Source organism: Limnobacter sp., from assembly GCF_036405155.1.
Lineage (GTDB): Bacteria > Pseudomonadota > Gammaproteobacteria > Burkholderiales > Burkholderiaceae_B > Limnobacter.
Map to the genome: position 1 here is coordinate 129,281 of NZ_DASWYD010000003.1, position 20,627 is coordinate 149,907.

A 20,627-nucleotide genomic window follows, 5' to 3' on the forward strand; every position below is an offset into this window, starting at 1 on the left:
GGGACATTATTCAAAACAACAAAAACATTCCGGAGACAGGGATTGAATCAAAGCGTTTTCCTGACGGTGGGGCTGCCTGTGGCCCTGGCCATCATCATGCTGGGGCTGGGTTTAAGCCTCACCCTCAATGACTTCAAGCGCGTGCTGGTGTACCCAAAGGCGGTGGTGGTGGCCTTGCTGTGCCAAGGGGTGTTGTTGCCTGCGGTGTGTTTTGCGCTGTGCCTGTTGTTCAAGCTGCCGCCTGAGTTGGCTGTGGGTATGATGTTGCTGGCGGCGTCACCCGGCGGAACCTCGGCCAACCTGTACAGCCACCTGGCGCATGGGGATGTGGCCCTGAACATCACCCTGACCGCCATCAATTCCGTGATTGCGATTGTCACCATGCCTTTCATCGTGAACCTGGCGCTGATGTACTTTTATGCGCACGGTGCGGTGTTGCCGTTGCAATTCGACAAAGTGTTGCAGGTGTTTGCGATTGTCATGATTCCCGTCATGATCGGCATGTTCATCCGTCACAAGGCATCTGGCTTTTCAGCACGCATGGACAAGCCCGTGCGGGCTTTCTCACTATTCTTTCTGATTGCTGTGGTGGTGTTGGTCACCGTGACCCAATGGGGCGTGTTGTACGCCAGCATTGCCATCATTGGCGGCGTGGTGCTGACCTTCAACGTATTAAGCCTGGCGGTGGGGTATTGGGTACCGCGCTTCACCGGCATTGACCAGCGTCAGTCGATTGCGATTGGCATGGAAATCGGCATACACAATGGCACGCTGGCCATCGCCATGGCCATGAGCCCCACATTACTCAACAACCCGCAAATGGCTTTGCCAGCGGCCGTGTATGGGGGCTTGGTGTTTTTTACCGCGGCCGTGTTTGGGGTGTTGGTCAACCGCGGGCGTCGCGGTTGACCTTCTTATTGGCGATCAGGGGGTGACGATGTTGAAGTTGCCCTCGGCTTTGTCCAGCATGCCAAAAAACTTGCCCACTTTCAGCGTGCTGCCTTCAATCTTGGTTTGATCGGACAGCAGCAAGTCTTTCGCACCCGCCTCGCCAATCATCATTTGCAGAAAGAAGGGTTTGGTCAACACCAGCGTGCCTGCTGCGTCCTTGCTGCGTGGGGCCAGCGTGTGGTGCAGCACGCTGTTTTTGATGTGCAGTACATAGTTCTCACCCGTGTCTGAAAAACTCAGGTTGATGGTCAGGTCCTCGCCTTCTGCTTTGTCTGCATTCACCGCAGCAGACATGGCTTCCAGAAACCGCTCCACCGGTGTTTGCTCCAGCATGTTGAGTAATTGGCTGCGTTTGATGGCGTCCTTGGGGGCTCCTTGTCGAAGCTCCCTGGCGCCCGTCAGGTAAACATTGCGCCACGGTCCAGACTCGGCCATGTAGCCCATCTGTTCAAAACACTTGGCCTGCAGTTCTCGTGCCGGTTTGCTGTCTGGGTTGGCGTACACCGCATGCTTCAACAACTCGGCTGACCAACGGTATTCACCCTTGTCATAGGCGACCTGTGCTGCTTTCAGCAAGTTGCTTTCGCCACCGGCCAGCTCCACATAGCGCTTGGCTTGCTCCACCGGGGGCAGGGGGTTCAGGTTGGCCGGGTTGGCGTCGTACCAGCCCATGTAGAACTGATAAATGGCTTTTACGTTGTGGCTCACCGTGCCGTAGTACCCTCGCGTGCTCATGAATTCATTCAGCGATTTGGGCAGCTTCAGGCTGTCGGCAATTTCCGAGGCAGTTTGGCCCTGGTTCAGATCATGCACGGTTTGGTCATGTAAAAACTTGTAGGTGTCCCGCTGCTTTTCCATGAAGTTGGCAATATTGGCTTTGCCCCACACCGGCCAGTTGTGCTGGTGAAAACTCACCTCGGCATCGGCGGCATACTGCATGGCGTCGTTCATGTAGTTGGACCACTTCAGGGCATCCCGAACCTTGGCACCCCGCAGTGTGTACAGGTTGTGCAGGGTATGCCCAAACAGTTCGGCTGCGCCAAAGGCCTTGTACTGGGGCAGGTAGAACACAAATTCGGCGGGTGCTTCACTGCCTGGCACGTTGTGAAATTCAAAATCAAGACCATCCAGGCTCACGGTTTGAGCCTTGCCCTTCACCAGCACAGTGGGAGGTAAAATGCCCACGGTGCCATAGGCCACCGCCTTGCCCAAGCCGTTGTCCACAAGGCCTTCCGCATTGCGGGGCAGGGTGTTGCCGTACATGTAAATGGAGCGGCGCCCCATGGCTGGCCCCACCAACACGTTCTCGCTGGTGGCTTCTTCCATAAAGCCCTCGGGTGCAACCACTGGAATATTTTTCTCTTTTACTTCCTTGGCGCTCACCAAGCCCAGCACACCACCAAAGTGGTCAATGTGGCTGTGGGTAAACACAATGCCGGTGATCGGCTTGTTGCCCAAATGCTGTCGGGCAAATTCAATGGCAAAGCGGGCAGTTTCTTCCGAGGTCAGGGTGTCCACCACAATCCAGCCTGTCTTGCCCTCAATCAGGGTCATGTTGGCCAGGTCGAAACCGCGCAGTTGGTATATGCCGTCCACCACCTTGAACAAACCCACCTGGTTGTTCTGGATGGCCTGCTTCCACAGGCTGGGGTTCACGGTGCTGGGGGCAGGGCCTTGCAAAAAATTGAAGGCATCAAAGTCCCAAATTACCTTTCCGGCTGCATTCTTGATTTGCCCAGTGGGCTTGGCAATCAGCCCGCGCTGGGCATCTTCCAGTGACTGGGTTTGGCCCATGAAGGGCAGTTTGGCGACATCGGCATTGAAACTTTGCACGGTGGCCGATGCTGCACTGTTGGCATCCACCGCAGTGCTGGGGGTTTTTGAGCACGCCACCAAGGCCAGTGCCAAACAAATGGGCAGCGCGTGCTGTGCAAATCGGCCAATCGGTGAGGCCACCGGGCGCAAATGGGCTTTCATGGGTTTGTCTCCGTCTGTTTTTTTGTATTCTGTGGAGGAGACTAACGCAATTTTTACAGGCTGCACAGCAGGACAATACGCATGGGAATGATCGCCAATTGGTACGACAAAGCCGTACTGCCCCACCTCATTGACATGGCCTGCGGCATGAAAGCGATTGGCAAGCAGCGGGCCAAGGTGGTGCCGCGTGCCCGTGGGCGAGTATTGGAAATTGGCATTGGCACTGGCTTGAACCTGTGCCATTACGATACGAGCAAGGTGACCGAGCTGTTGGGCCTGGACCCAGCCATGCAAATGCATACCTTGGCCCGCAAACGCATGAAAGAGGCTGGCCTGAGCGTGGAGCTGTTGGGTTTGCCCGCCAACACCATCCCATTGGCCGATGCCAGCATCGACACGCTGGTGATGACATTCACCCTGTGCACCATTCCCGACCCCTTGCCAGCACTGCGTGAAATGCGCCGGGTGCTCAAGCCCGATGGCGTGTTGCTGTTTTGTGAGCATGGCATTGCGCCGGATGCCCACATTCACCGCTGGCAAAACCGCATTCAACCCATGTGGGGCCCACTGGCCGGTGGCTGCCACCTGAACCGGGATATTCCAGCGCTGCTGCGTGAAGCCGGTTTCAAGCTGGATGAATTGAACACAGGCTATGTGCCAGGCCCCAAAATATTCACCTACAACTACTGGGGCCAGGCTTACAGGGGTTGAGGAGGCCTAGTTGCGCTGTGCTTTAATCCAGGGGCCCGAGGCGGTAGGCACCACCTCAATCGGCAGGTTGTAAAGCAGGCTCAAGTGTTGAGCCTGAACCACTTCACTGGCTGGCCCCTGCGCCAGCACGCGGCCCTTGTGCAACATCATGACATCGGCTTGCAGGTGCAAGGCCTGTTGGGGGTCATGGCTGGTCCACAGCACGGCATGGTCCCCATCCGCCAGCAATTGTTCCAGTTGCTTCATCACGAGGGCTGCGTTGGCAAAGTCAAGGCTGGCAGTGGGTTCGTCCAGCAGAATGTAGCGGCTGTTTTGGCACAGGGCCCGCGCCAACAGCACCAGTTGTTTTTGCCCACCCGACAATTGATTGAATGCGCGTTGTGCCAGGCTTGCAATGCCCAGCCTTGCGAGTGCAGCGTGGGCGGCTTCGCGATCCGCGTTGCGCGGCCCCATCAGCGCCCCGCCCAGGCCCCGCCATTGGTGGCTGCGGGCCATGAGTACCACGTCTTCACAGGCAAAGGCGAAAGGGTCGTCTTTGTGCTGGGGTACATAGGCCAGTTGGCGGGCCAAAGCGCTGCCCGGCAATTGGCCATAGTCTTTGCCATCCACCTGCAGTTCACCCTGCAAGGGTTGCAGAATACCCAGCAAGGTTTTCAGCAAGGTGGATTTTCCGCTGCCGTTGGGCCCGAGCAAGCACAAGGCGTGTCCTGGCTTTAATTCGAAAGTCACCTGTTCGACCACAGCGCAGGGGCCATGGCCAACGGCCAAATGGTTCGCCTTCAGGCTCATGCCGATACCCCACCGCGCCGCATCAGCAGTGCCAAAAACACAGGGCCGCCCAACAATGCCGTGATCACGCCCAGCGGCACTTCAAAGGCTGTAAAGGCGCGCGATGCGGTGTCCACCAACGCCAGAAACAGCGCACCCAACAACAGCGAAACGGGGAACAAACGCGGAAAATTGGGGCCGACCAGCAAGCGGGCTGCATGGGGGATGATGAGGCCCACCCAGCCCACCACACCCACGGCGGACACCACCGCGCTGCTGATGAGGGTGGAGTACACAATCACCTCAAGCCGTATGCGGGCTACAGGCAAGCCCAGCGCGCGTGCCTCGTCTTCACCCCATGCCAATGCGTTCAGGCCCCAGCGGCGCAGGGTTAGGCCGATGACGCCCAGCACCACCGCTGGCAGTATCCACAACAGTTGATTCATGTTCGCATTGGCCAGGCTGCCCAGCAGCCAGAAGGTCATGGCGGGCAGTTGGTTGTATGGGTCGGCCAGCACTTTGAGCAGGGCGGTGACAGCACCCGTTAGTGAGGCCATCACCAAGCCAATCAACACCAGGCTTAGCAGCGGGTCGCCCCGCTTCACCCCGCGAGCACACAGCACCACGCCCGCCACGGTGAGCAGGCCCCCTGCAAATGCAAAACCCTGCACGCCGGCCTGCGGCAAGTTCAAAAAAATACCCAACACAGCGCCCAGGCCAGCACCGGTGCTCACTCCCAAAATGTCGGGCGACACCAAGGGGTTGCGAAACAACATTTGATAAGCCGCCCCAGCACCCGCCAGCGCTGCCCCCACCAGCAAGGCACCCAATAAACGGGGCAGGCGCAAATCGTTCACCACCGCAATGGCGGTGGGGTCGCCTTTGTGCAACAGGGCGTTCAGTGCTTGGTGAACAGTCAGTGGGTAGTCGCCAGCGCACAGGGCCCAGGCTACCACGCCCAGCAATGCAAACAAGCCAAGCAACCACAAGCCTGTGCGGAAGCGGTGTTGGCCAGCAGTGTGGGTAGCAAAGGTGTTCAAGCGGCAGGTATGGAAGTGATGTGCAGCAGCGAGTATACCCCGGCCCGCTTGGCTGGGCAGCGTGGAGCCATGGGCAGAACCAACCCTTTGCAATCACTGTGGGTGACCACTTTTTGATGCCAATGGGCCCCGTGTTAGCGTGCGTAGTTTATGTGTGTACTGCAAACTCGCGATGCCATTGATGATACGCCAAGGCGACACCACCACCCATGGTGGCACCGTGCTGGAAGGCTTCCCCGTGTATGTGGTGGAGGGCAGGCCCGTGGCGGGCCTGGGTCACAAGGTGGCTTGCCCTTTGTGCAAAGGGGTGTTTCCAATTGTGGAGGGCAACCCCACCCACCGTTTTAACGACATTCCGCTGGCGTATGCCGGCATGAAAACAGCCTGTGGCGCAAGCCTGGTGCCCTCGCAAGGCAGTACGCAACACGCCAACATCACGGGTCAAAGCCCAGCATTGCCACCTGCCCAGTTGCCACCCACCCCGGTTAAACATCAGCCCGATGAACGGGTGGTGCAATTCAAATTACGCCACCATGAGACGCGGGAGCCCCTGGTGGGTGTTCCGTATGCCATTGAGCTGTCCAACGGAGGGCGAGAAACCGGCGTTTCCGATGGCGAGGGCATGACTGCCCCCTTGGTGGTGAAAAAAACCGTTGAAGCCAAATTGATTGTTCAGTCTGTCCCATGAGCCAAGCCTTCAAAAACCTGACCAGCGACAAGATGGCCCTGCACCAAGGCACCCGTGACCTGGACGATTGCAGTTGCCACAACACGTTGGCCTACGATGGCAAAGACCGCTGGGTGGCCGACATACCCGTGCTGACCTGTGACTGCCTGTGGCGCATTTACCAGCGGGAGGCCGAACACATTGTGGCGCCCGGTGGTGTGCTGATTGCCGACCCCATCGCGAGAAACCGGCGAATCAATGCGGCTTATGCCGCCCTTTGGCTTAGCGACCCACGGTTTGAGTGGGCCGGGCTGGCCGCGTTTGCTTCGAAGCAGGTGGGGTGTGGGTTGCTGCATGCGGTGGACAATCGGAATACCATTGACGAAGCTCGACATCGCATCAAACAAGCTGGGCCAGTGGGAATGTCACCCAACGAGCAGATGGGTATGGCGGCGGTAATTGGGGGCATGGCAGCTATCGATATTTCCAGTAAATACATTTATGACACGCTGGCATTGGGCAACACCACCCTGTTTTTGGATATCTACCCTTTGCACATGTTTTATGCAAAGCGGGGGTTGAAGGAGATGAGGAAGTGTTTGCGGGTACGTCAGCAAATCACAACAAATCCGAGATTCCAAGTGCTGTGGCCAGTGAGGGAAAAACTTCAATTTGGCCTAAACTTCAAGGAAATTGTTCCTGCCTTTGAAGCGATTGAGAGTGGTGACATTGCTGAAAGCGTTCGTCTTCTAGCTCGGCATGAACAACTCAATATTTTGCAGCCTACGATTTATGACGACAGTGCGATGACTGCACTTCTCAGAACCAACCAAGCGTTCAGTTCATTTGCTTACGTCACCGGTATATCAACCAGTTTTGAAGAGAAGGTGCAGTTAACACTGGCCAATCAATGTAGACCGTTACCGGATGGCCGCAGTATTGAGTTCAGCAATAGCCCCGTAGCTAACCTCGCCAATTTTGATGAGCGAATGCCGTTTGTACTGCGCGCAGCTCGTCAGTTTCATTCACTCCTGAACAGCCCAAGCCGTCAACAAGTGGAGAGCGCTATTCGCGATATTGCACAAGGTCGCCCCATTCAATGAACTATGCCTCGCTAGCCCTGCGCTGGATTAGAAAACACTGGTTCTTATCTGCGAGCATACTGGTGTTCGGTTATATCGGTGCGTGCAAAGCTATTGAGTATCTGACGCCTGCCAAAGAAATTGCTCTGATTATCGGCGAGCCTTGGAAAGACATGCAGGCACGCTCAACGGCAAGAATCGGCGATGACATTCCCGATGAAATTTGGTTTCGAGAACCGAAAGATCTTGCCTACCTTCGTTTTGCCGATCCCCAATATGAGTTCAGAACACCTCCTGCAAAATTCTTTGCGATTGGCTTTAATCGAGGAAAGATTGACAGCATTCGCATGTCTCCCCAAATAGAACCTTTACCACTCCAAGATGCGCTCAATATCATTTTGAATCTGCAGGAGCAATGGCGTAAGTCAGGATGGGATTTGGATGATCCGATTGGTTTCCCCGCTTATGAAAACAATTCATTCTGGATTGATGCGCTTAAAAACTGCGCTGCGAATAGCACCTATTGGGACGCCGGGGAAAGATATGAATTGATGGTGGTTGCTAGCTGCTATAAGGACGAACGTCATCCCAATGAACAGCGCTATTTGGTAACGATCTCCCTTGGAGCATTTGACAAGGAAATGGAGCGACCGTTTCGGAAGCGATAAAACACGCCATTTGCGATATTGCACAAGGTCATCCAATTCAATGAACTATGCCTCGGTAGCCCTGCGCTGGATTAGAAAACACTGGTTCGTCTCTGCGGCAATTTTGGCCGTCTTTTACATCGGCGCATGCAAAGCGATTGACCATCTGATGCCTGCAAAGGAAATCGCCCGGATTATTGGCGAGCCTTGGAAAGACATGCAGGCCCGTTCAACAGCGACGATTGGTGATGAGATTCCCGGACACAACTGGTATAGGCAACCCGAGCAACTCTCGTATTTGCGGTTTGCAGATGAGCAGTACAGTTTTGTAACCCCACCAGCAAAATTTTTCACGGTGTCTTTTGACGACAAGGGGCTTGTTGAATTTATCCGGATGTCCCCCCAAGTTGAACCTCTACCTCTGAAAGATACTCTCGGCATCATTTTGAATCTTCAGGACCAGTTGAGAAAGTCAGGATGGGATTTGGATGATCCAGAAAATTTTCCAGCCTATGAAGCTAGTCCATTTTGGATTCAAGCGCTAAAAGATTGCCGGGCCAGAACCACGCATTGGGACGCTGGGGAAAAGTATCAGCTAATGATTGTTGCAAGCTGCTTTGAGGATGAACGTCACCCGAATGAACAGCGTTATTTGGTGACCATTTCCATGGGTAAGTATGACAAAGAGCGCGAGCGACCATTTCGTAAGCGGTAGTAGGTACCGTTCGTAAAATTGATCAATACAGTGTGATCGCTGCTCACCCCGCCAACAAATTCTGAATCATCAAGCGAACCGTTGGCCCCAGGTTTTGTTTCACCACCTCAGGGTCGCGAATGGCGCGAATCATCAAACCATCAAAAATCGCCATCAGCAGTGTGGTCTTGGCGCGCACGGTGTCAGGATCAGGCTGTGAGCCCGCCGTGTGGTGAATGTGCTCCACCAACGCTGCCAAGCGCTCGCGAATTTCACGGTCGGTGTCTTGCACCGTCTTGGCCACTTTGGGGTTGCGTCCGGCTTCTGCCAGTATTTCGGCATCCATGCCGCTGTTGACCATCCGGCGCTGTACACCCTCGTCGGTGCGAAGCAGCAGGGCCTTCAGCAGGTCTTTTTCCTCGCTCAGCGTGGCCAGCCTGCCCAGTGTGTGTTCCAAGTCACGAGCCACCATGGCTTCAATAATGGCTTCCTTGCTTTCAAAGTAGTTGTAGATGTGCCCGCAGCTCATCCCGAATGACTTTGAAATATCGGCCATGCTGGCGCCATGAAAGCCGCGTTTCTTGAAGCACTCGGCAGCTGCATCCAGAATTTGTTGCCGACGCAGTTCGGCTTTGTCCGAGGTTTTGCGATCCAACTGTGCACTCATGGCTGTGCAACCTCCTTGGGCTTGCTGAACTTGCTGCGCACCAGTACAAAAAACATGGGCACAAAGAAAATACCCAATGCAGTGGCAGAAATGGTGCCACCCAACACGCCGGTGCCGATGGCGTGTTGACTGCCTGAGCCTGCACCGGTGGACACCGCCAGTGGTACAACACCGAGGCCAAAAGCCAGCGACGTCATCAGAATAGGCCGCAGGCGCATGCGCACGGCTTCCAGCGTGGCCTCATACAGTTCTTTGCCACCTTCCACCAACTCTTTGGCAAATTCCACAATCAAAATCGCGTTTTTCGCAGACAAGCCGACGGTGGTCAGCAAGGCCACCTGGAAGTACACATCGTTGGCCAAACCACGGCCACCAGCAGCCAGCAGGGCACCCACCACACCCAGTGGTACCACCAGCATGACCGCAAACGGAATGGACCAGCTTTCATACAGCGCAGCCAAACACAGGAACACCACCAGCAGCGACAGCGCATACAGCAACGGTGCTTGCGAGCCAGACCGTTTTTCTTCGTAGGACAAACCAGTCCATTCAATGCCAACACCGGGTGGCAGTTCTTGGGCAATGTCTTCAATGGCTTTCAACGCATCGCCGGTGCTGCGGCCGGGTGCGGCTTGCCCCAGCACTTCCACGGCGGGCAGGCCGTTGTAGCGTTCCAGGCGCGGTGCGCCGGTGGTCCACTTCGCACTGGCAAAGTTGGCAAACGGCACCATCTCGCCCCGCACATTGCGCACATACCACTTGTTCAAATCTTCGGGCAGCATGCGGAAGGGCGCATCGCCTTGCACATACACTTTCTTCACGCGTCCACGGTCCAGGAAGTCGTTCACATACGTGCCACCCCAAGCCGTGCTCAGTGTGTCGTTCACTTCGGCCATGTTCACACCCAGTGCACCAGCCTTGGCAATGTCAATGTCGAGTTCATATTGCGAGGTATCGGCGGGTGCGTTGGGGCGCACCGCCACCAGCACAGGGTTTTTGGATGCCGCTGCCAGCAATTGGTCACGTGCAGCCAGCAGGGTTTCCCGGCCCACGCCGCCCCGGTCTTGAATAAACACATCAAAACCGGTGGCATTGCCCAATTCGCGAATGGGGGGCGGTGCAAAAGCCAGCGCAACCGCTTCAGGCCACTGCGAGAAGGTTTTCATGGCACGCGCCACCACGGTTTTGGCTTCGCTTTGTTCGCCCGGGCGTTCGTCCCACGGCTTGAGTCGTACAAAGCCCAAGCCCGAGTTTTGACCGGTGCCGGAGAAACTGAAACCCGCCACGGTGAACAGCGATTTCACCGCATCTTTTTCGGTTTCCAGAAAATGCTTTTCCATTTTGCGCAGCACATTCAGGGTTTGCTCCTGCGTGGCGCCGGAAGGCAACTGCACCTGGGTAAAGAACACACCTTGGTCTTCGTCCGGCAGGAAGGAGGTGGGCAGCTTGGTGAACATGAACACCATGACCAGCACCAAAGCACCGTAGATGGCCATGAACCGGCCTGAGCGTTTCAGGATGCGGGCCACCACACCTTGATACTTTTCATTGCCACGGTCGAAGGTGCGGTTAAACCAGCCAAAAAAGCCTTTGGGCTTGTGGTTGGGGTCATGGGGTTTCAACAAGGTGGCGCACAGCGCGGGGGTCAACACCAAAGCGACAATCACCGACAGGGCCATGGCCGCCACAATCGTGATGGAGAACTGCTTGTAAATGACACCGGCAGACCCAGGAAAAAAGGCCATGGGAATAAACACCGCCGACAGCACCAGGCCAATGCCCACCAGCGCGGGTGTAATTTGATCCATCGACTTGCGCGTGGCTTCCAGGGGCGACAGGTGTTCTTCAGCCATCACCCGTTCCACGTTTTCCACCACCACGATGGCATCGTCCACCAGCAGACCAATGGCCAGCACCATGGCAAACATGGTCAGGGTGTTGATGGAAAACCCAAAGGCTGCCAGCACCGCGAATGTGCCCAGCAGCACGATGGGCACTGCAATGGTGGGGATCAGTGTGGCGCGGAAGTTTTGCAGGAACAGCAGCATCACGAAGAACACCAGCACAATCGCTTCAACCAGGGTGTGAATCACGCCCTCAATCGACAGCTTCACGAATGGTGTGGTGTCGTAAGCCACCGTCCAGCTCATGCCCTCGGGCAGCAGGGGCGTGAGGCGTTCCATTTCGCGCTGCACGGCATCGGCGGTGTCCAGTGCGTTGGCACCCGAAGCCAAACGGATACCAATGCCCGAGGCGGGCTTGCCGTTGTAGCGTGGAGAAAAGCCATAGTTGTCGCTACCAATGCTGACCCGTGCCACATCTTTCACACGCACCACGCCACCATCGTCGGCGGATTTCAGCACGATATTCTCGAACTCCTCCGGGCTTTGCAGCAGGCTTTGCGCGGTGATGGTGGCATTGAGTGATGAGCCCTTCACGGCAGGCAATGCGCCCAGTTCACCGGCAGACACCTGGGCGTTTTGGGCCCGGATAGCGTTTTTAATGTCGCTGGTGGTGAGCTTGAACTGGTTCATCTTGTTGGGGTCGAGCCAAATGCGCATGGCGTATGAACCGCCAAACACTTGGGTTTCACCCACACCGGTCACGCGCGACATGGCATCCTGGATGTTCGAGGAAATGAAGTCGGCGATGTCGGTGGAGTCCAGTTTCGGATCGGTGGAGGTGAACGAAATCACCAGCAGGTAGCCCGCTGCACTTTTGGTCACGCGCACGCCTTGTCGCTGAACATCTTGTGGCAACACCGGAATGGCCAGTGCCAACTTGTTTTGAACCTGCACTTGGGCAATGTCCGGGTTGGTGCCTGCGTCGAAGGTAAGTTCCAAACGCATGCTGCCGGTGGAATCGCTGGTGGACTTCATGTAGCGCAAGCCATCCAGGCCGGTCATGCGCTGCTCAATCACCTGTGTGACCGAGTCTTGCAGCGTTTTGGCAGAGGCGCCGGGATACGTGGCCTGAATGGTCACAGCGGGTGGCGCAATCGACGGATACTGCGCAATCGGCAATTTGAAAATCGCCAGCACACCCGCCAGCATGATGACAATGGAGATCACCCAGGCAAAAATAGGGCGATCAATAAAAAACCGTGACATGGAACTGCTCCTGCTGATTTTTTAACAGGCTCACCGGGTGAGCCTGTCGGCATGGTCTGAAGGCGGTTTTATTTGCCGGAAGGCTGTGCGGGTGACGCGGCTTCCGGTTTGGCTGGTGCGCTGGCATCGGTGTTCAGCACTTCGGCAGGCTTGCCTGGCTTGATTTTCTGAATGCCTTCCACCACCAGCCGGTCGCCGTCTTTCAGGCCTTCGGACACCAGCCATTTGTCGCCAATGGCGCGTTCGGTCACCACCTTGCGCTTTTCAACCACATCGCCCTGACCCAGCACATAGGCCACCGCTGCGCCGGTGTTGTCACGCGCAATTCCCTTCTGAGGCACCAGAATCGCATTCTGACGAACGCCTTCCTGCAGTACAGCGCGCACGTACATGCCGGGCAACAATTGCTTGCTTGGGTTGGGGAACACTGCCCGCAAGGTGACCGTGCCGGTGTTGGGATCTACCGTGGCTTCCGAGAATTGCAACTTGCCTTCCTGCGGGTACTCGGAGCCGTCTTCCAGCAGCAGTTTCACTTTGGCGGCGTCCTTCCCGGCGGTTTTCAGTACACCGCTGGCCAAGTCCCGTTTCAATTGCAGCAATTCGGTGGTGGACTGGGTGAGGTCCACATAAATGGGGTCGAGCTGTTGAATGGTGGACAAGGCTTGTGCCTGACCCTGTTGAACCAAGGCACCCGCCGTGACGTTGGATCGACCTATCCGCCCGGAAATGGGCGCACGCACTTGCGTGTACCCGAGGTTAATCTCGGCAGCCTGTAAAGCCGCTTTGGCGGCCTGAACATCGGCCTGGGCCTGTTTAAGGGCTGCGTAGGCGTCATCCCGCTCTTGCTGACTCACCGCATTTTGCTTGGCCAGGTCCTGAAAACGGGTGTTGCGCACATCCGCAGTCACCAGGTTTGCTTCCGCTTTGGCCAAGGCGGCCTTGGCGCTGTTGTATGCGGCCTGGTAGGTGGAGGCGTCGATTTGGTAGAGCGAGGTGCCAGCCTTGACGTCTGCACCCTCGGTGAATTGGCGTGTTTTCAGGATGCCGGTGACCTGTGGGCGAACCTCTGCAATCAAATAGGGGCTGGTGCGTCCAGGCAGTTCAGTGAACAGGGATGTGGGTGCTGCCTCTACTTTCACCACCGCAACTTTGGGTAGCGAAGGGGCTGTGGCCGCATTGGCCACCTCTTTTTTGCCGCAACCCGACAGGGCCAAAGCACTGACAGTTGCCAACACAGCCATGGCTGTTGCAGTTCTGGACGCGGTCAACATGGGTACTACCTCGGTGAATTTGAAAAACTGAATGAACGTTCATTCTTTCATGATGCGCTGCATCAGTCAAATTCGGGTAATCACGGATACAGCACTAACCGACCTGGCGGAGGTCAGCCACGGCAGACTGGCCAAAAGTAGGCCCCAAGGTGTAGTTGACCAAGGCATGGGCGCACGCTTCAGGCGTTTGCAACTGATTTTGGGCTTTCAAGGCCTGAAAGCGCGCCAAGTTGGGGAAGTCTGCCATGTTGCTGGCGCGAATGTCACCTTGCATGTCGGTGTCAATCACGCCGGGTGCCAGGCTGCAGATGCGCAGGCCTTTGGTGTGGTCTGCAGCCACGGCCTGCGCGTGCATGTCCAGGGCGGCTTTGGTGGCGCAATACACACTCCAGCCCGGGTAGGGGCTGCGTGCTGCACCACTGGACACATGCACAATGCGCAGGGGTTGATCACCTTGACAGTGTTGAACAACTGCGGCACTGAGGGTTAGAACGGCGGTGATGTTCACTTGGACAGCCTTTGCAATAGAGGCCAGGTTTTGTCGCTGCAATGGGCCAATGGGCTCGACCACGCCAGCGTTGTTGATGAGCACAACCTCATCCGCACCCGCCATGAACAGTTTTAAATCTGGGCCATCCGTCCAGCGCAGCAGCGCTTCCGTGTTGGACAGGTCCAGTGCAACCTCGGTCAACAGCGGGTGAGCCGACAGGCTCGCAATCGTCCGCGACACGCCCAACACCGGCACATTCCGACCCAGCAATTCAAGGGCAATGGCTTTGCCCAACCCTCGGCTGTGGCCGGTCACGATGGCTTTCATGGCTTCACCTGCCTGTCGCGAATTTTCAGCCACAAAATAGAGCTGGCCAACGCCAAGGTGACCGCATTGGCAGCCACCACAGGCCACTGCTCAACCATCACGCCATACACCAACCAAAGCAGCACGCCTGTGCAAAACAGGCAGTACATGCCCAGGGATATGCTTCGGGTGTCTCGCGTTTTCCAGCAATACCAAACCTGCGGCACAAACGCGCCGGTTGTGAGGCAGGCGGCCAGGTAACCCACCGCCGCTTCCAGCCAAACCGGCATGTCAATCCAGCTTCCGTGCGGTGTCCCGGTAGGCGGCCAAGCGAGGCCCACCCAGCGATATGGCCTTGTTGATGGCCGCACGCGCTTCGCTCTTCTTGCCCAATTCAATCAAAACCTCAGCCAGGTTGTTCCAGGCATCGGCCATGTCCGGGTACAGAGACACCGCTTTGCTGTAATTGGTTTCAGCTTCTTTGAACTGCTTGTTGCCCGCTTGAATATTGCCGGTTGCAAAATAAAACCACGGCTCATTGGGCCAACGCTCCATGCCTTGCTGGTAGGCTTTCAACGCGCCCTTGGAGTCCGACCGTTCAAGTGCAACCGCAGCGTTCAAATACCCCTGTGCGGTGGCAAATTCGGGAATTTTGTCGGTGGGCTTCAACACCACAAACCCCCAATTCTTGCTGCGCTCCCAAAGTTTCAGGAAGGTGGCCAAGGGAATTTCATCCCGCTCCTTCTTTCCCGAGCGAAGCAGAACAACATCGGTTTTGGGGTCGTAACCCACCACCACCGCGTAGTGCCACATCGGTGCAAACTGCAGCGACAGGTTCAGCAACACAACCACCGGATAATTGTCATTCAGCGCCTTGAACAGCGCTTGCGCATTGGGGTCCACCTCATAACCCAAGTAGCCTTGGGTTCTTGGTGCGGCCAGCATTTCGACCTGCAGACTGCCTTTGCGGTCTGGTACGTACACCAGCTTGGCTTGTTGGTCTGGTGTGGTTTTGGCGCCTTGATGGTTCAACACCATGGCCAAGGCCGATGGACCACAAAAGTAATCTTCCTGGGAAAAGAAGGGCACCTCTTTGAGTTCAACGGGCTGCTGTTGGGCCGTGACGGCTTTCACATCGTCGGGCACGGTGGGCAGTATGGAGCAGGCGCCAAGGGCCAATGAACTGGCGAGCAAGAGTGTGCGGCAGTGGCTGACAAACCCCGAAGGGTTTGTCAGTCGATCAAATTGATGCAATTTCATCGAACAGAGCGGGTGAACGGGAATACCTTGGTCAAGCCCAGGATGTCGGTCACCAACAAAATAATGAACACGGCGAACAGTGTACCAACAATACCTGCACCCGCTGGCGCGTTGTCGATGTGTGCAGCCAGCTTCTGGGCTTCTTCGTCGGTCATGGCGTCCACTCGGGCTTTAGCCATGTCGGCGGAGACACCATGGGCCTGCAGCGCTTTGGCAATGTCTTCACGGTCGAAAAACTTTTTCAGTTCATCACGGTTTTGATGAGCCACCACCGCTTCTTCTGTACCCACCATGGCCGCCATGGCTGGTCCTGCAACAAAAGTGGTGCCGAAACTGAGCAGAACAGCCAGGGATGTGGCGCGGATTGCCTTTTTCATTGTTATCTCCTTGTTGACGCGAGGTCGGGTTGTTACGGAGTCAACCAAACGCCATGCCATGCGTTTTTGTTGACATCTCGTCACAGGAGTTGAACATGAATTTGCGAATCGTGAAATGGGTTTTTGCAGCCGCCCTGGGCGCTGCCGGTTTCGCGGTGGCCCCGGCACAAGCAGGTGACTTGGGCATTTCCATTGGCATTGATGGCATTGTTGCACCAGGTGTGTATGGTCGCGTCAACATCACCAACCAGCGTTATCCCGAGTTGGTGTATGCGCAGCCCTTGGTCATCGCGCAGCCCGTTGGGTACGTACAACCACTGTACTTGCATGTGCCACCGGGGCATCTGAAGCATTGGGACAAAGAATGTCGCCGCTACGGCGCCTGTGCGCGGCCGGTGTACTTTGTTCGTTCCCACGACTACGACGGTTGGAACAACGGTTATATCAACAACCGCTGGGTGTACCGCGAGCCAGTTCGTTACGAACGCCGTGAAGCCTACCGCGATGGCTATCGGGATGGACGCCGCGACGATCGCCGTGAAGACCGCTGGGACGGACGCCATGATTGGGATGATCGTCGCGGTGGTGGTTGGAAGGGCGACAAGCATGATGGCCATGGTCATGGCCGTGGACATGGCCGCGGTGGACGAGACGACGATTAAATGCTTTTGGGCTGGCTGAGCGCTGGCTCCTCTAAAAAACCCCGGGTGCGCCAAGCCCGGGGTTTTTTTATGTCTACGGGTTTTTTTATGTCCGTGTTGTCAGTAAAAAAACTGACAAAAATACAAATAGTCATTACAATTCAATGCGCAATGAAATTAAATTGTTAATTTAAAGAAATTCCAATTTCTTTAAAAATCAATCATAAAAACAAACGTTTGCAGAACATGTTGTCAGCGTTTCAATCCAATTGCCCTGTTTTTTCCACGCAGTTCGGGGCATGGTTTGTCGCTGTCGCCATTACCATGGTTTGCAGACTACAACACAGGTCGCGGGGCTCGCATGTTTACCCACATTCAGCGGTTTCAAGGCTGTACCCACAAGCTGTCGGCTCGGCAGGCAGGTGCTTTGCTGGTTGAAATGGCACTCACACTGCCCATTCTGTTGTTGGTGGTGTTTGGCATTGTTGAATACACCATCATGTTTGGCGCCATGATTGTGATGAGCAACGCAGCCACCGAAGCCGCCCGGCAAGTCACGGTTTACCGCAGCGGATACAGCCAAAGCGATTACGAGACCGCGGCCATGCAGTCTCTGAACTCGGCATTGCCCAGCTATGTCGGCGATTTTAAAAATCGCGTTCAGAAGACGGTCACTCCCTTTGCCTGCGGCGACTCAGTGTGCCTTCGACTGACGTTGACCTACCCCAATTACAAAACCAATCCCTTGGTGGCCAATTACGCATTTCTGCCATTGCCGGCCAGCCTGACGGCCCAAGCCACCACACGTGTCGAGCCAAATGATGGCTAGTCAAGCGGTGCTGAAAGGCCGGCAAGCGGGCATTTACACCATGCTGACTGCGCTTGTGCTGACCATGTCGTTGGGGGCATTGGGTGTACTGGCGGTGGGGTACAACGTGTGGGAAAAGAACCAGTTGCAAGGCATTGCCGACCTCACTGCCTTAACAGCCGCCCGTCAAATGGCCGATGGCCCGGCATTTCCGGATGCCAAAGCGGTGGCCAGCCAAAATGGCGTGAAGCCCACCGATGTGTTGACAGTTCAGTGCATTGTCAACAATGCGGTGACGGCCAATTGCGAGAATGCCATTACCGCAAGGGTGACTTTGCAGAGAACGACGGCGTCGATATTGCCGTTCTTCGCAGGCCAGGGTTTGCAGGTGGTGGCCGAGGCGACTGCTGCGCCCACAGTGGTGGGGGCGGTGGGTTCCAGTCTGTTGAACTTGAACACGCAGCAGTCCGCATTGTTGAATGGTCTGTTGACCGCCCTCGGCAAGGGCAATATCAACTTGAGCGTGGCGCAGTGGGGCGCCCTGCTGGGCAGCGACATTGCCATCAACTTGCTCGACCTGCAAGCCAAGCTGGGTGTGGCCACCTTGAATGATTTGCTCAACCTGCAGTTGAGTGCACTCAATATTCTTCAAGAAGGCCTCAGTGTTGGCAATGGCAGTGCTGCCGACAAAACGCAGGCACAAGGTATATTGGGTTTGCTCAGCGGGCCTTTAAATTCAGTGAACATGAAAGTGGGAGACTTGTTGGCGGTTGACCTGTCAGGCCGCACCAATACCCCATTGAATGTCAACTTGGGCGAGTTGGCTCAAGTGGCATTGTTGCGTTCGGTCAAGGGTGTGGGCTACACCTTGCTCATCACCTCTGGTTTGTTGAATCTCGATGTGGGGGTGCGCGTTTTGGAGTCCCCGCAGGTGTTTGTGGGGCGTAAATTGCCCAACAAAAACCCGATCGCCGAGGCCCGTACCGCCCAGGTGGCACTGGATGTTCGCATACGCCAACCTTTGAACATCAACATTGGTTTGGTGTCGGTGAGCGCGCTCGACATGCGAACCCAGTTGCGTGTGGCCGGTGGCATCGCCGAAGTGAATGATTTGCAGTGCCGTTATCCTCGGGCCGAGAACAGCATGCAGATGACCATCCTGCCGTCTGCACTGGATCTCTGTGTGGGCAGTGCGGCATCCAATTTGTACACCACCTCCAGTGCCTTAACCTGTGGGGCACCGGCGCAAATTTTGTCGGTCACGCTGTTGGGCCTGATCACCACCGGGGTCAACCTGGGTGCCTCGGCCAGCTTGCGCCCCAATGCCACCGAGGCGGATTTTGATGGTGTGCCCCCATTTACCCGCACCGTTAACCTGAGTGCAGGCCAGTCGCTGGGCAATTTGCTGGGCAATTTGAACCTTAACCCACAAATTGTGGCACCCATTGTGGGCCCCCTGTTGACTGCAACCGTCAATGGTTTGTTGGCAGTTCTTCAGCCCGCGCTAAAGGTTGCACTCAGTCCTGTGCTGGCGACGGTGGGTGGCATTTTGGATACCCTGCTGCAAGTGTTGGGCATCAGCCTGAATCAGGTGACTGTCAATGTCAATTCAATGGATTGCCAGAGCGTGATTCTCAGTCGATAGGGGGGGCAGCTCGGCCGGTTTTGTCCCGTGTGACCAAGGCCGTGCCCGCCACCACGAGCAAACCGCCAGCCAGCGTATTCCAGCCCACGGTTTCGCCCAGCAACAACACACTCCAGAGAATCCCAAACACCGGGATCAGGAAGGTAACGGTGAGGGCTGATGTGGGTCCCACTTCATCGACCAAGCGAAAATACAGCAAATAAGCAACCCCACTGCACAACACCCCCACAGCCACGGTTGAAGCAATGGCTGCGTTGCTGGGCATGTGGGCAGGCCAGTAAAAAGGTGCCACTGGGCTGAGCAAAACACCTGCATACACCAGGCAGCCCAGGGCGTTGGTTTTGGCGTCAATGTGTTGGCCAAAGCCCAAGGCCATGTTGGTGGAAATGCCGTAGCAGGCCGCAGCACCAAAAGCGGCCAGCAAATGCCAGGCCAGGTGGGCGCCTTGCAAATGTTGCAACCCGCCGCCCACGATCACTGACACACCCGCCACACCCAATAACAGGCCAAATACCACGGTGGCTTTGGGTGTGCTGCGGGTCCAGGTTGCGTAAATAATGGCTGACCAAATGGGGGCTGTGGCATTGATGATGACCAGCAGGGACGCGCTGATGGTTTGCGCTGCGTAGGCGAACAGCCAGAAGGGCAAGGCAGCTGCAAACGCTGCAATCAATACCATGGGTTTCCATTCTTGCCGCAGACGGGTTTGCTTGCCTTGCGCTACAAACAGAAGACCGAGAAAGACAGCACCGCACAACACGCGCATCCACGCCAAAGCGGGGGCCGGGATTTCTGCTGCGGCAATCTTGAAGAAGATGAATGAACAACCCCAAATCATGGCCAGCAGCAACAGTCGAAAAGTGCTGGCGCGACTCATGCTGTGAGGCTCAGGGCTTGAGCCCGCATTGGTCAATCGCCTTGGCCTTTGAACCGGCTGACTTGACGCATTTGGTCAGCTCGGCCCGATTGTCCAGACTTTGGCAAAAGGGCACCTGCTCAAACGGGCTGTTGGCTTGGTCGAATTTGCAGGCGTAAAAAATCACCAAGGTTGGGATGGCTCGGTTTTGAACCTTGCCGCAGGCGGGCTTCAGTGTCTGGGTAATCCAGGACTCGTAAGCCAGTCGTTCTTTGTCAAAGCTGTCTTTGATTTGGTTGAATTGATCGCTGTCGGTGTTGAATTTTTCGATGCGAGCGTTGTATTTGCTGATGTCGTCTGCGCTGGATTTTCGCTTGGCCATCACGGCCTTTTCAGACTCCAATCCCTCGCGCGTGGTTTTCAGTTCCTGTTCCCGGTTGCGCAACACCTCGGCACGCACCTCCAAGGCAGAAAACCGCTTCATGGCCTCTTTTTCCTGGGTCAGGCAGGTGCTTAATTCAGTCTCGCTCACTGGCTTTTCGGTGTCCTGAGGGTGAACGGGCGATGCCCATGTTGCAGCGATTGCCAAGGGGAAAGCGAACAGAATGCGAGCACGGGAAAACATGAAAAATAGAGCCTGTGTCAATCACAGGCCCTAT

General features: G+C 56.1%; 21 protein-coding genes. 9 read left to right on the top strand and 12 right to left on the bottom strand.

The features are described 5' to 3' along the window. The first annotated feature begins 42 nt into the window (after positions 1-42). Entirely contained in the window at positions 43-909 is an 867-nt protein-coding gene (locus tag VGE55_RS03130) for a bile acid:sodium symporter family protein (protein ID WP_331130261.1), read from the top strand. 15 nt (positions 910-924) lie between these two features. Here the strand turns inward: VGE55_RS03130 and VGE55_RS03135 are convergent, their stop codons facing one another. After that, complete coding sequence (locus VGE55_RS03135) at positions 925-2,928, bottom strand: alkyl/aryl-sulfatase (protein WP_331130262.1); 2,004 nt, start codon at positions 2,926-2,928, stop codon at positions 925-927. Between the two features lie 81 nt (positions 2,929-3,009). On the opposite strand from VGE55_RS03135, the gene VGE55_RS03140 reads away from it, so the two are divergent. Further along, complete coding sequence (locus VGE55_RS03140) at positions 3,010-3,639, top strand: class I SAM-dependent methyltransferase (RefSeq protein ID WP_331130263.1); 630 nt, start codon at positions 3,010-3,012, stop codon at positions 3,637-3,639. A gap of 6 nt (positions 3,640-3,645) precedes the next feature. Here VGE55_RS03140 and VGE55_RS03145 read toward each other — a convergent pair whose 3' ends face one another. Further along, complete coding sequence (locus VGE55_RS03145; RefSeq protein ID WP_331130264.1) at positions 3,646-4,428, bottom strand: ABC transporter ATP-binding protein; 783 nt, start codon at positions 4,426-4,428, stop codon at positions 3,646-3,648. Beyond that, complete coding sequence (locus tag VGE55_RS03150) at positions 4,425-5,447, bottom strand: iron ABC transporter permease (protein ID WP_331130265.1); 1,023 nt, start codon at positions 5,445-5,447, stop codon at positions 4,425-4,427. Before VGE55_RS03150 ends, VGE55_RS03145 begins: the two co-directional genes overlap by 4 nt. 172 nt (positions 5,448-5,619) lie before the next feature. Here VGE55_RS03150 and VGE55_RS03155 point away from each other — a divergent pair, with 172 nt between their 5' ends. The 4 genes from VGE55_RS03155 to VGE55_RS03170 all read left to right on the top strand — a co-directional run bounded on the left by VGE55_RS03155 (position 5,620) and on the right by VGE55_RS03170 (position 8,558). Beyond that, on the top strand, positions 5,620-6,135 hold the full coding sequence (locus tag VGE55_RS03155) for a PAAR domain-containing protein (RefSeq protein ID WP_331130266.1): 516 nt from the start codon (positions 5,620-5,622) through the stop codon (positions 6,133-6,135). Positions 6,136-6,248: 113 nt separating this feature from the next. Beyond that, positions 6,249-7,217: a DUF2515 family protein gene (locus VGE55_RS03160; protein WP_331130267.1), complete on the top strand. Its 969-nt coding sequence runs from the start codon at positions 6,249-6,251 to the stop codon at positions 7,215-7,217. Then, positions 7,214-7,864 carry a hypothetical protein gene (locus VGE55_RS03165; protein ID WP_331130268.1) on the top strand — a complete coding sequence of 217 codons (651 nt, stop codon included), beginning with the start codon at positions 7,214-7,216 and terminating at the stop codon, positions 7,862-7,864. The genes VGE55_RS03160 and VGE55_RS03165 overlap by 4 nt, the downstream gene beginning before the upstream one ends. 40 nt (positions 7,865-7,904) lie before the next feature. Next, a complete protein-coding gene (locus VGE55_RS03170; RefSeq protein WP_331130269.1) occupies positions 7,905-8,558 on the top strand; it encodes a hypothetical protein in 654 nt (217 codons plus the stop codon). 43 nt (positions 8,559-8,601) lie between these two features. On the opposite strand, the gene VGE55_RS03175 is transcribed toward VGE55_RS03170, so the two are convergent. The 7 genes from VGE55_RS03175 to VGE55_RS03205 form a co-directional block, all read right to left on the bottom strand. Continuing rightward, positions 8,602-9,204: a TetR/AcrR family transcriptional regulator gene (locus VGE55_RS03175; protein ID WP_331130270.1), complete on the bottom strand. Its 603-nt coding sequence runs from the start codon at positions 9,202-9,204 to the stop codon at positions 8,602-8,604. Further along, positions 9,201-12,314 (bottom strand): efflux RND transporter permease subunit, encoded by a 3,114-nt coding sequence (locus tag VGE55_RS03180; RefSeq protein WP_331130271.1) that lies wholly within the window; start codon positions 12,312-12,314, stop codon positions 9,201-9,203. Before VGE55_RS03180 ends, VGE55_RS03175 begins: the two co-directional genes overlap by 4 nt. Before the next feature lie 68 nt (positions 12,315-12,382). Next, complete coding sequence (locus tag VGE55_RS03185) at positions 12,383-13,585, bottom strand: efflux RND transporter periplasmic adaptor subunit (protein ID WP_331130272.1); 1,203 nt, start codon at positions 13,583-13,585, stop codon at positions 12,383-12,385. A gap of 94 nt (positions 13,586-13,679) precedes the next feature. Beyond that, a complete protein-coding gene (locus VGE55_RS03190; protein WP_331130273.1) occupies positions 13,680-14,402 on the bottom strand; it encodes an SDR family oxidoreductase in 723 nt (240 codons plus the stop codon). Beyond that, on the bottom strand, positions 14,399-14,671 hold the full coding sequence (locus tag VGE55_RS03195) for a SemiSWEET transporter (protein WP_331130274.1): 273 nt from the start codon (positions 14,669-14,671) through the stop codon (positions 14,399-14,401). The genes VGE55_RS03190 and VGE55_RS03195 overlap by 4 nt, the downstream gene beginning before the upstream one ends. A gap of 1 nt (position 14,672) precedes the next feature. Beyond that, a complete protein-coding gene (locus tag VGE55_RS03200; protein WP_331130275.1) occupies positions 14,673-15,641 on the bottom strand; it encodes a PA2778 family cysteine peptidase in 969 nt (322 codons plus the stop codon). After that, the gene (locus VGE55_RS03205; RefSeq protein WP_331130276.1) at positions 15,638-16,018 is read right to left on the bottom strand and encodes a PA2779 family protein; all 381 of its coding nucleotides are present in this window, start codon (positions 16,016-16,018) and stop codon (positions 15,638-15,640) included. Before VGE55_RS03205 ends, VGE55_RS03200 begins: the two co-directional genes overlap by 4 nt. Positions 16,019-16,113: 95 nt before the next feature. On the opposite strand from VGE55_RS03205, the gene VGE55_RS03210 reads away from it, so the two are divergent. The 3 genes from VGE55_RS03210 (at position 16,114) to VGE55_RS03220 (ending at position 19,112) form a co-directional block, all read left to right on the top strand. Beyond that, complete coding sequence (locus tag VGE55_RS03210; protein ID WP_331130277.1) at positions 16,114-16,680, top strand: hypothetical protein; 567 nt, start codon at positions 16,114-16,116, stop codon at positions 16,678-16,680. A gap of 340 nt (positions 16,681-17,020) precedes the next feature. After that, positions 17,021-17,488, top strand: a complete 468-nt coding sequence (locus tag VGE55_RS03215; protein ID WP_331130278.1) for a TadE family protein — start codon at positions 17,021-17,023, stop codon at positions 17,486-17,488. After that, positions 17,478-19,112, top strand: a complete 1,635-nt coding sequence (locus tag VGE55_RS03220) for a pilus assembly protein TadG-related protein (protein ID WP_331130279.1) — start codon at positions 17,478-17,480, stop codon at positions 19,110-19,112. Before VGE55_RS03215 ends, VGE55_RS03220 begins: the two co-directional genes overlap by 11 nt. Here the strand turns inward: VGE55_RS03220 and VGE55_RS03225 are convergent. Together VGE55_RS03225 and VGE55_RS03230 are read right to left on the bottom strand one after the other, a co-directional pair. Further along, positions 19,102-19,989 (bottom strand): DMT family transporter, encoded by an 888-nt coding sequence (locus tag VGE55_RS03225; RefSeq protein ID WP_331130280.1) that lies wholly within the window; start codon positions 19,987-19,989, stop codon positions 19,102-19,104. The genes VGE55_RS03220 and VGE55_RS03225 overlap by 11 nt on opposite strands. A 10-nt stretch (positions 19,990-19,999) precedes the next feature. After that, a complete protein-coding gene (locus VGE55_RS03230) occupies positions 20,000-20,593 on the bottom strand; it encodes a hypothetical protein (protein WP_331130281.1) in 594 nt (197 codons plus the stop codon). Positions 20,594-20,627: the final 34 nt, after the last annotated feature.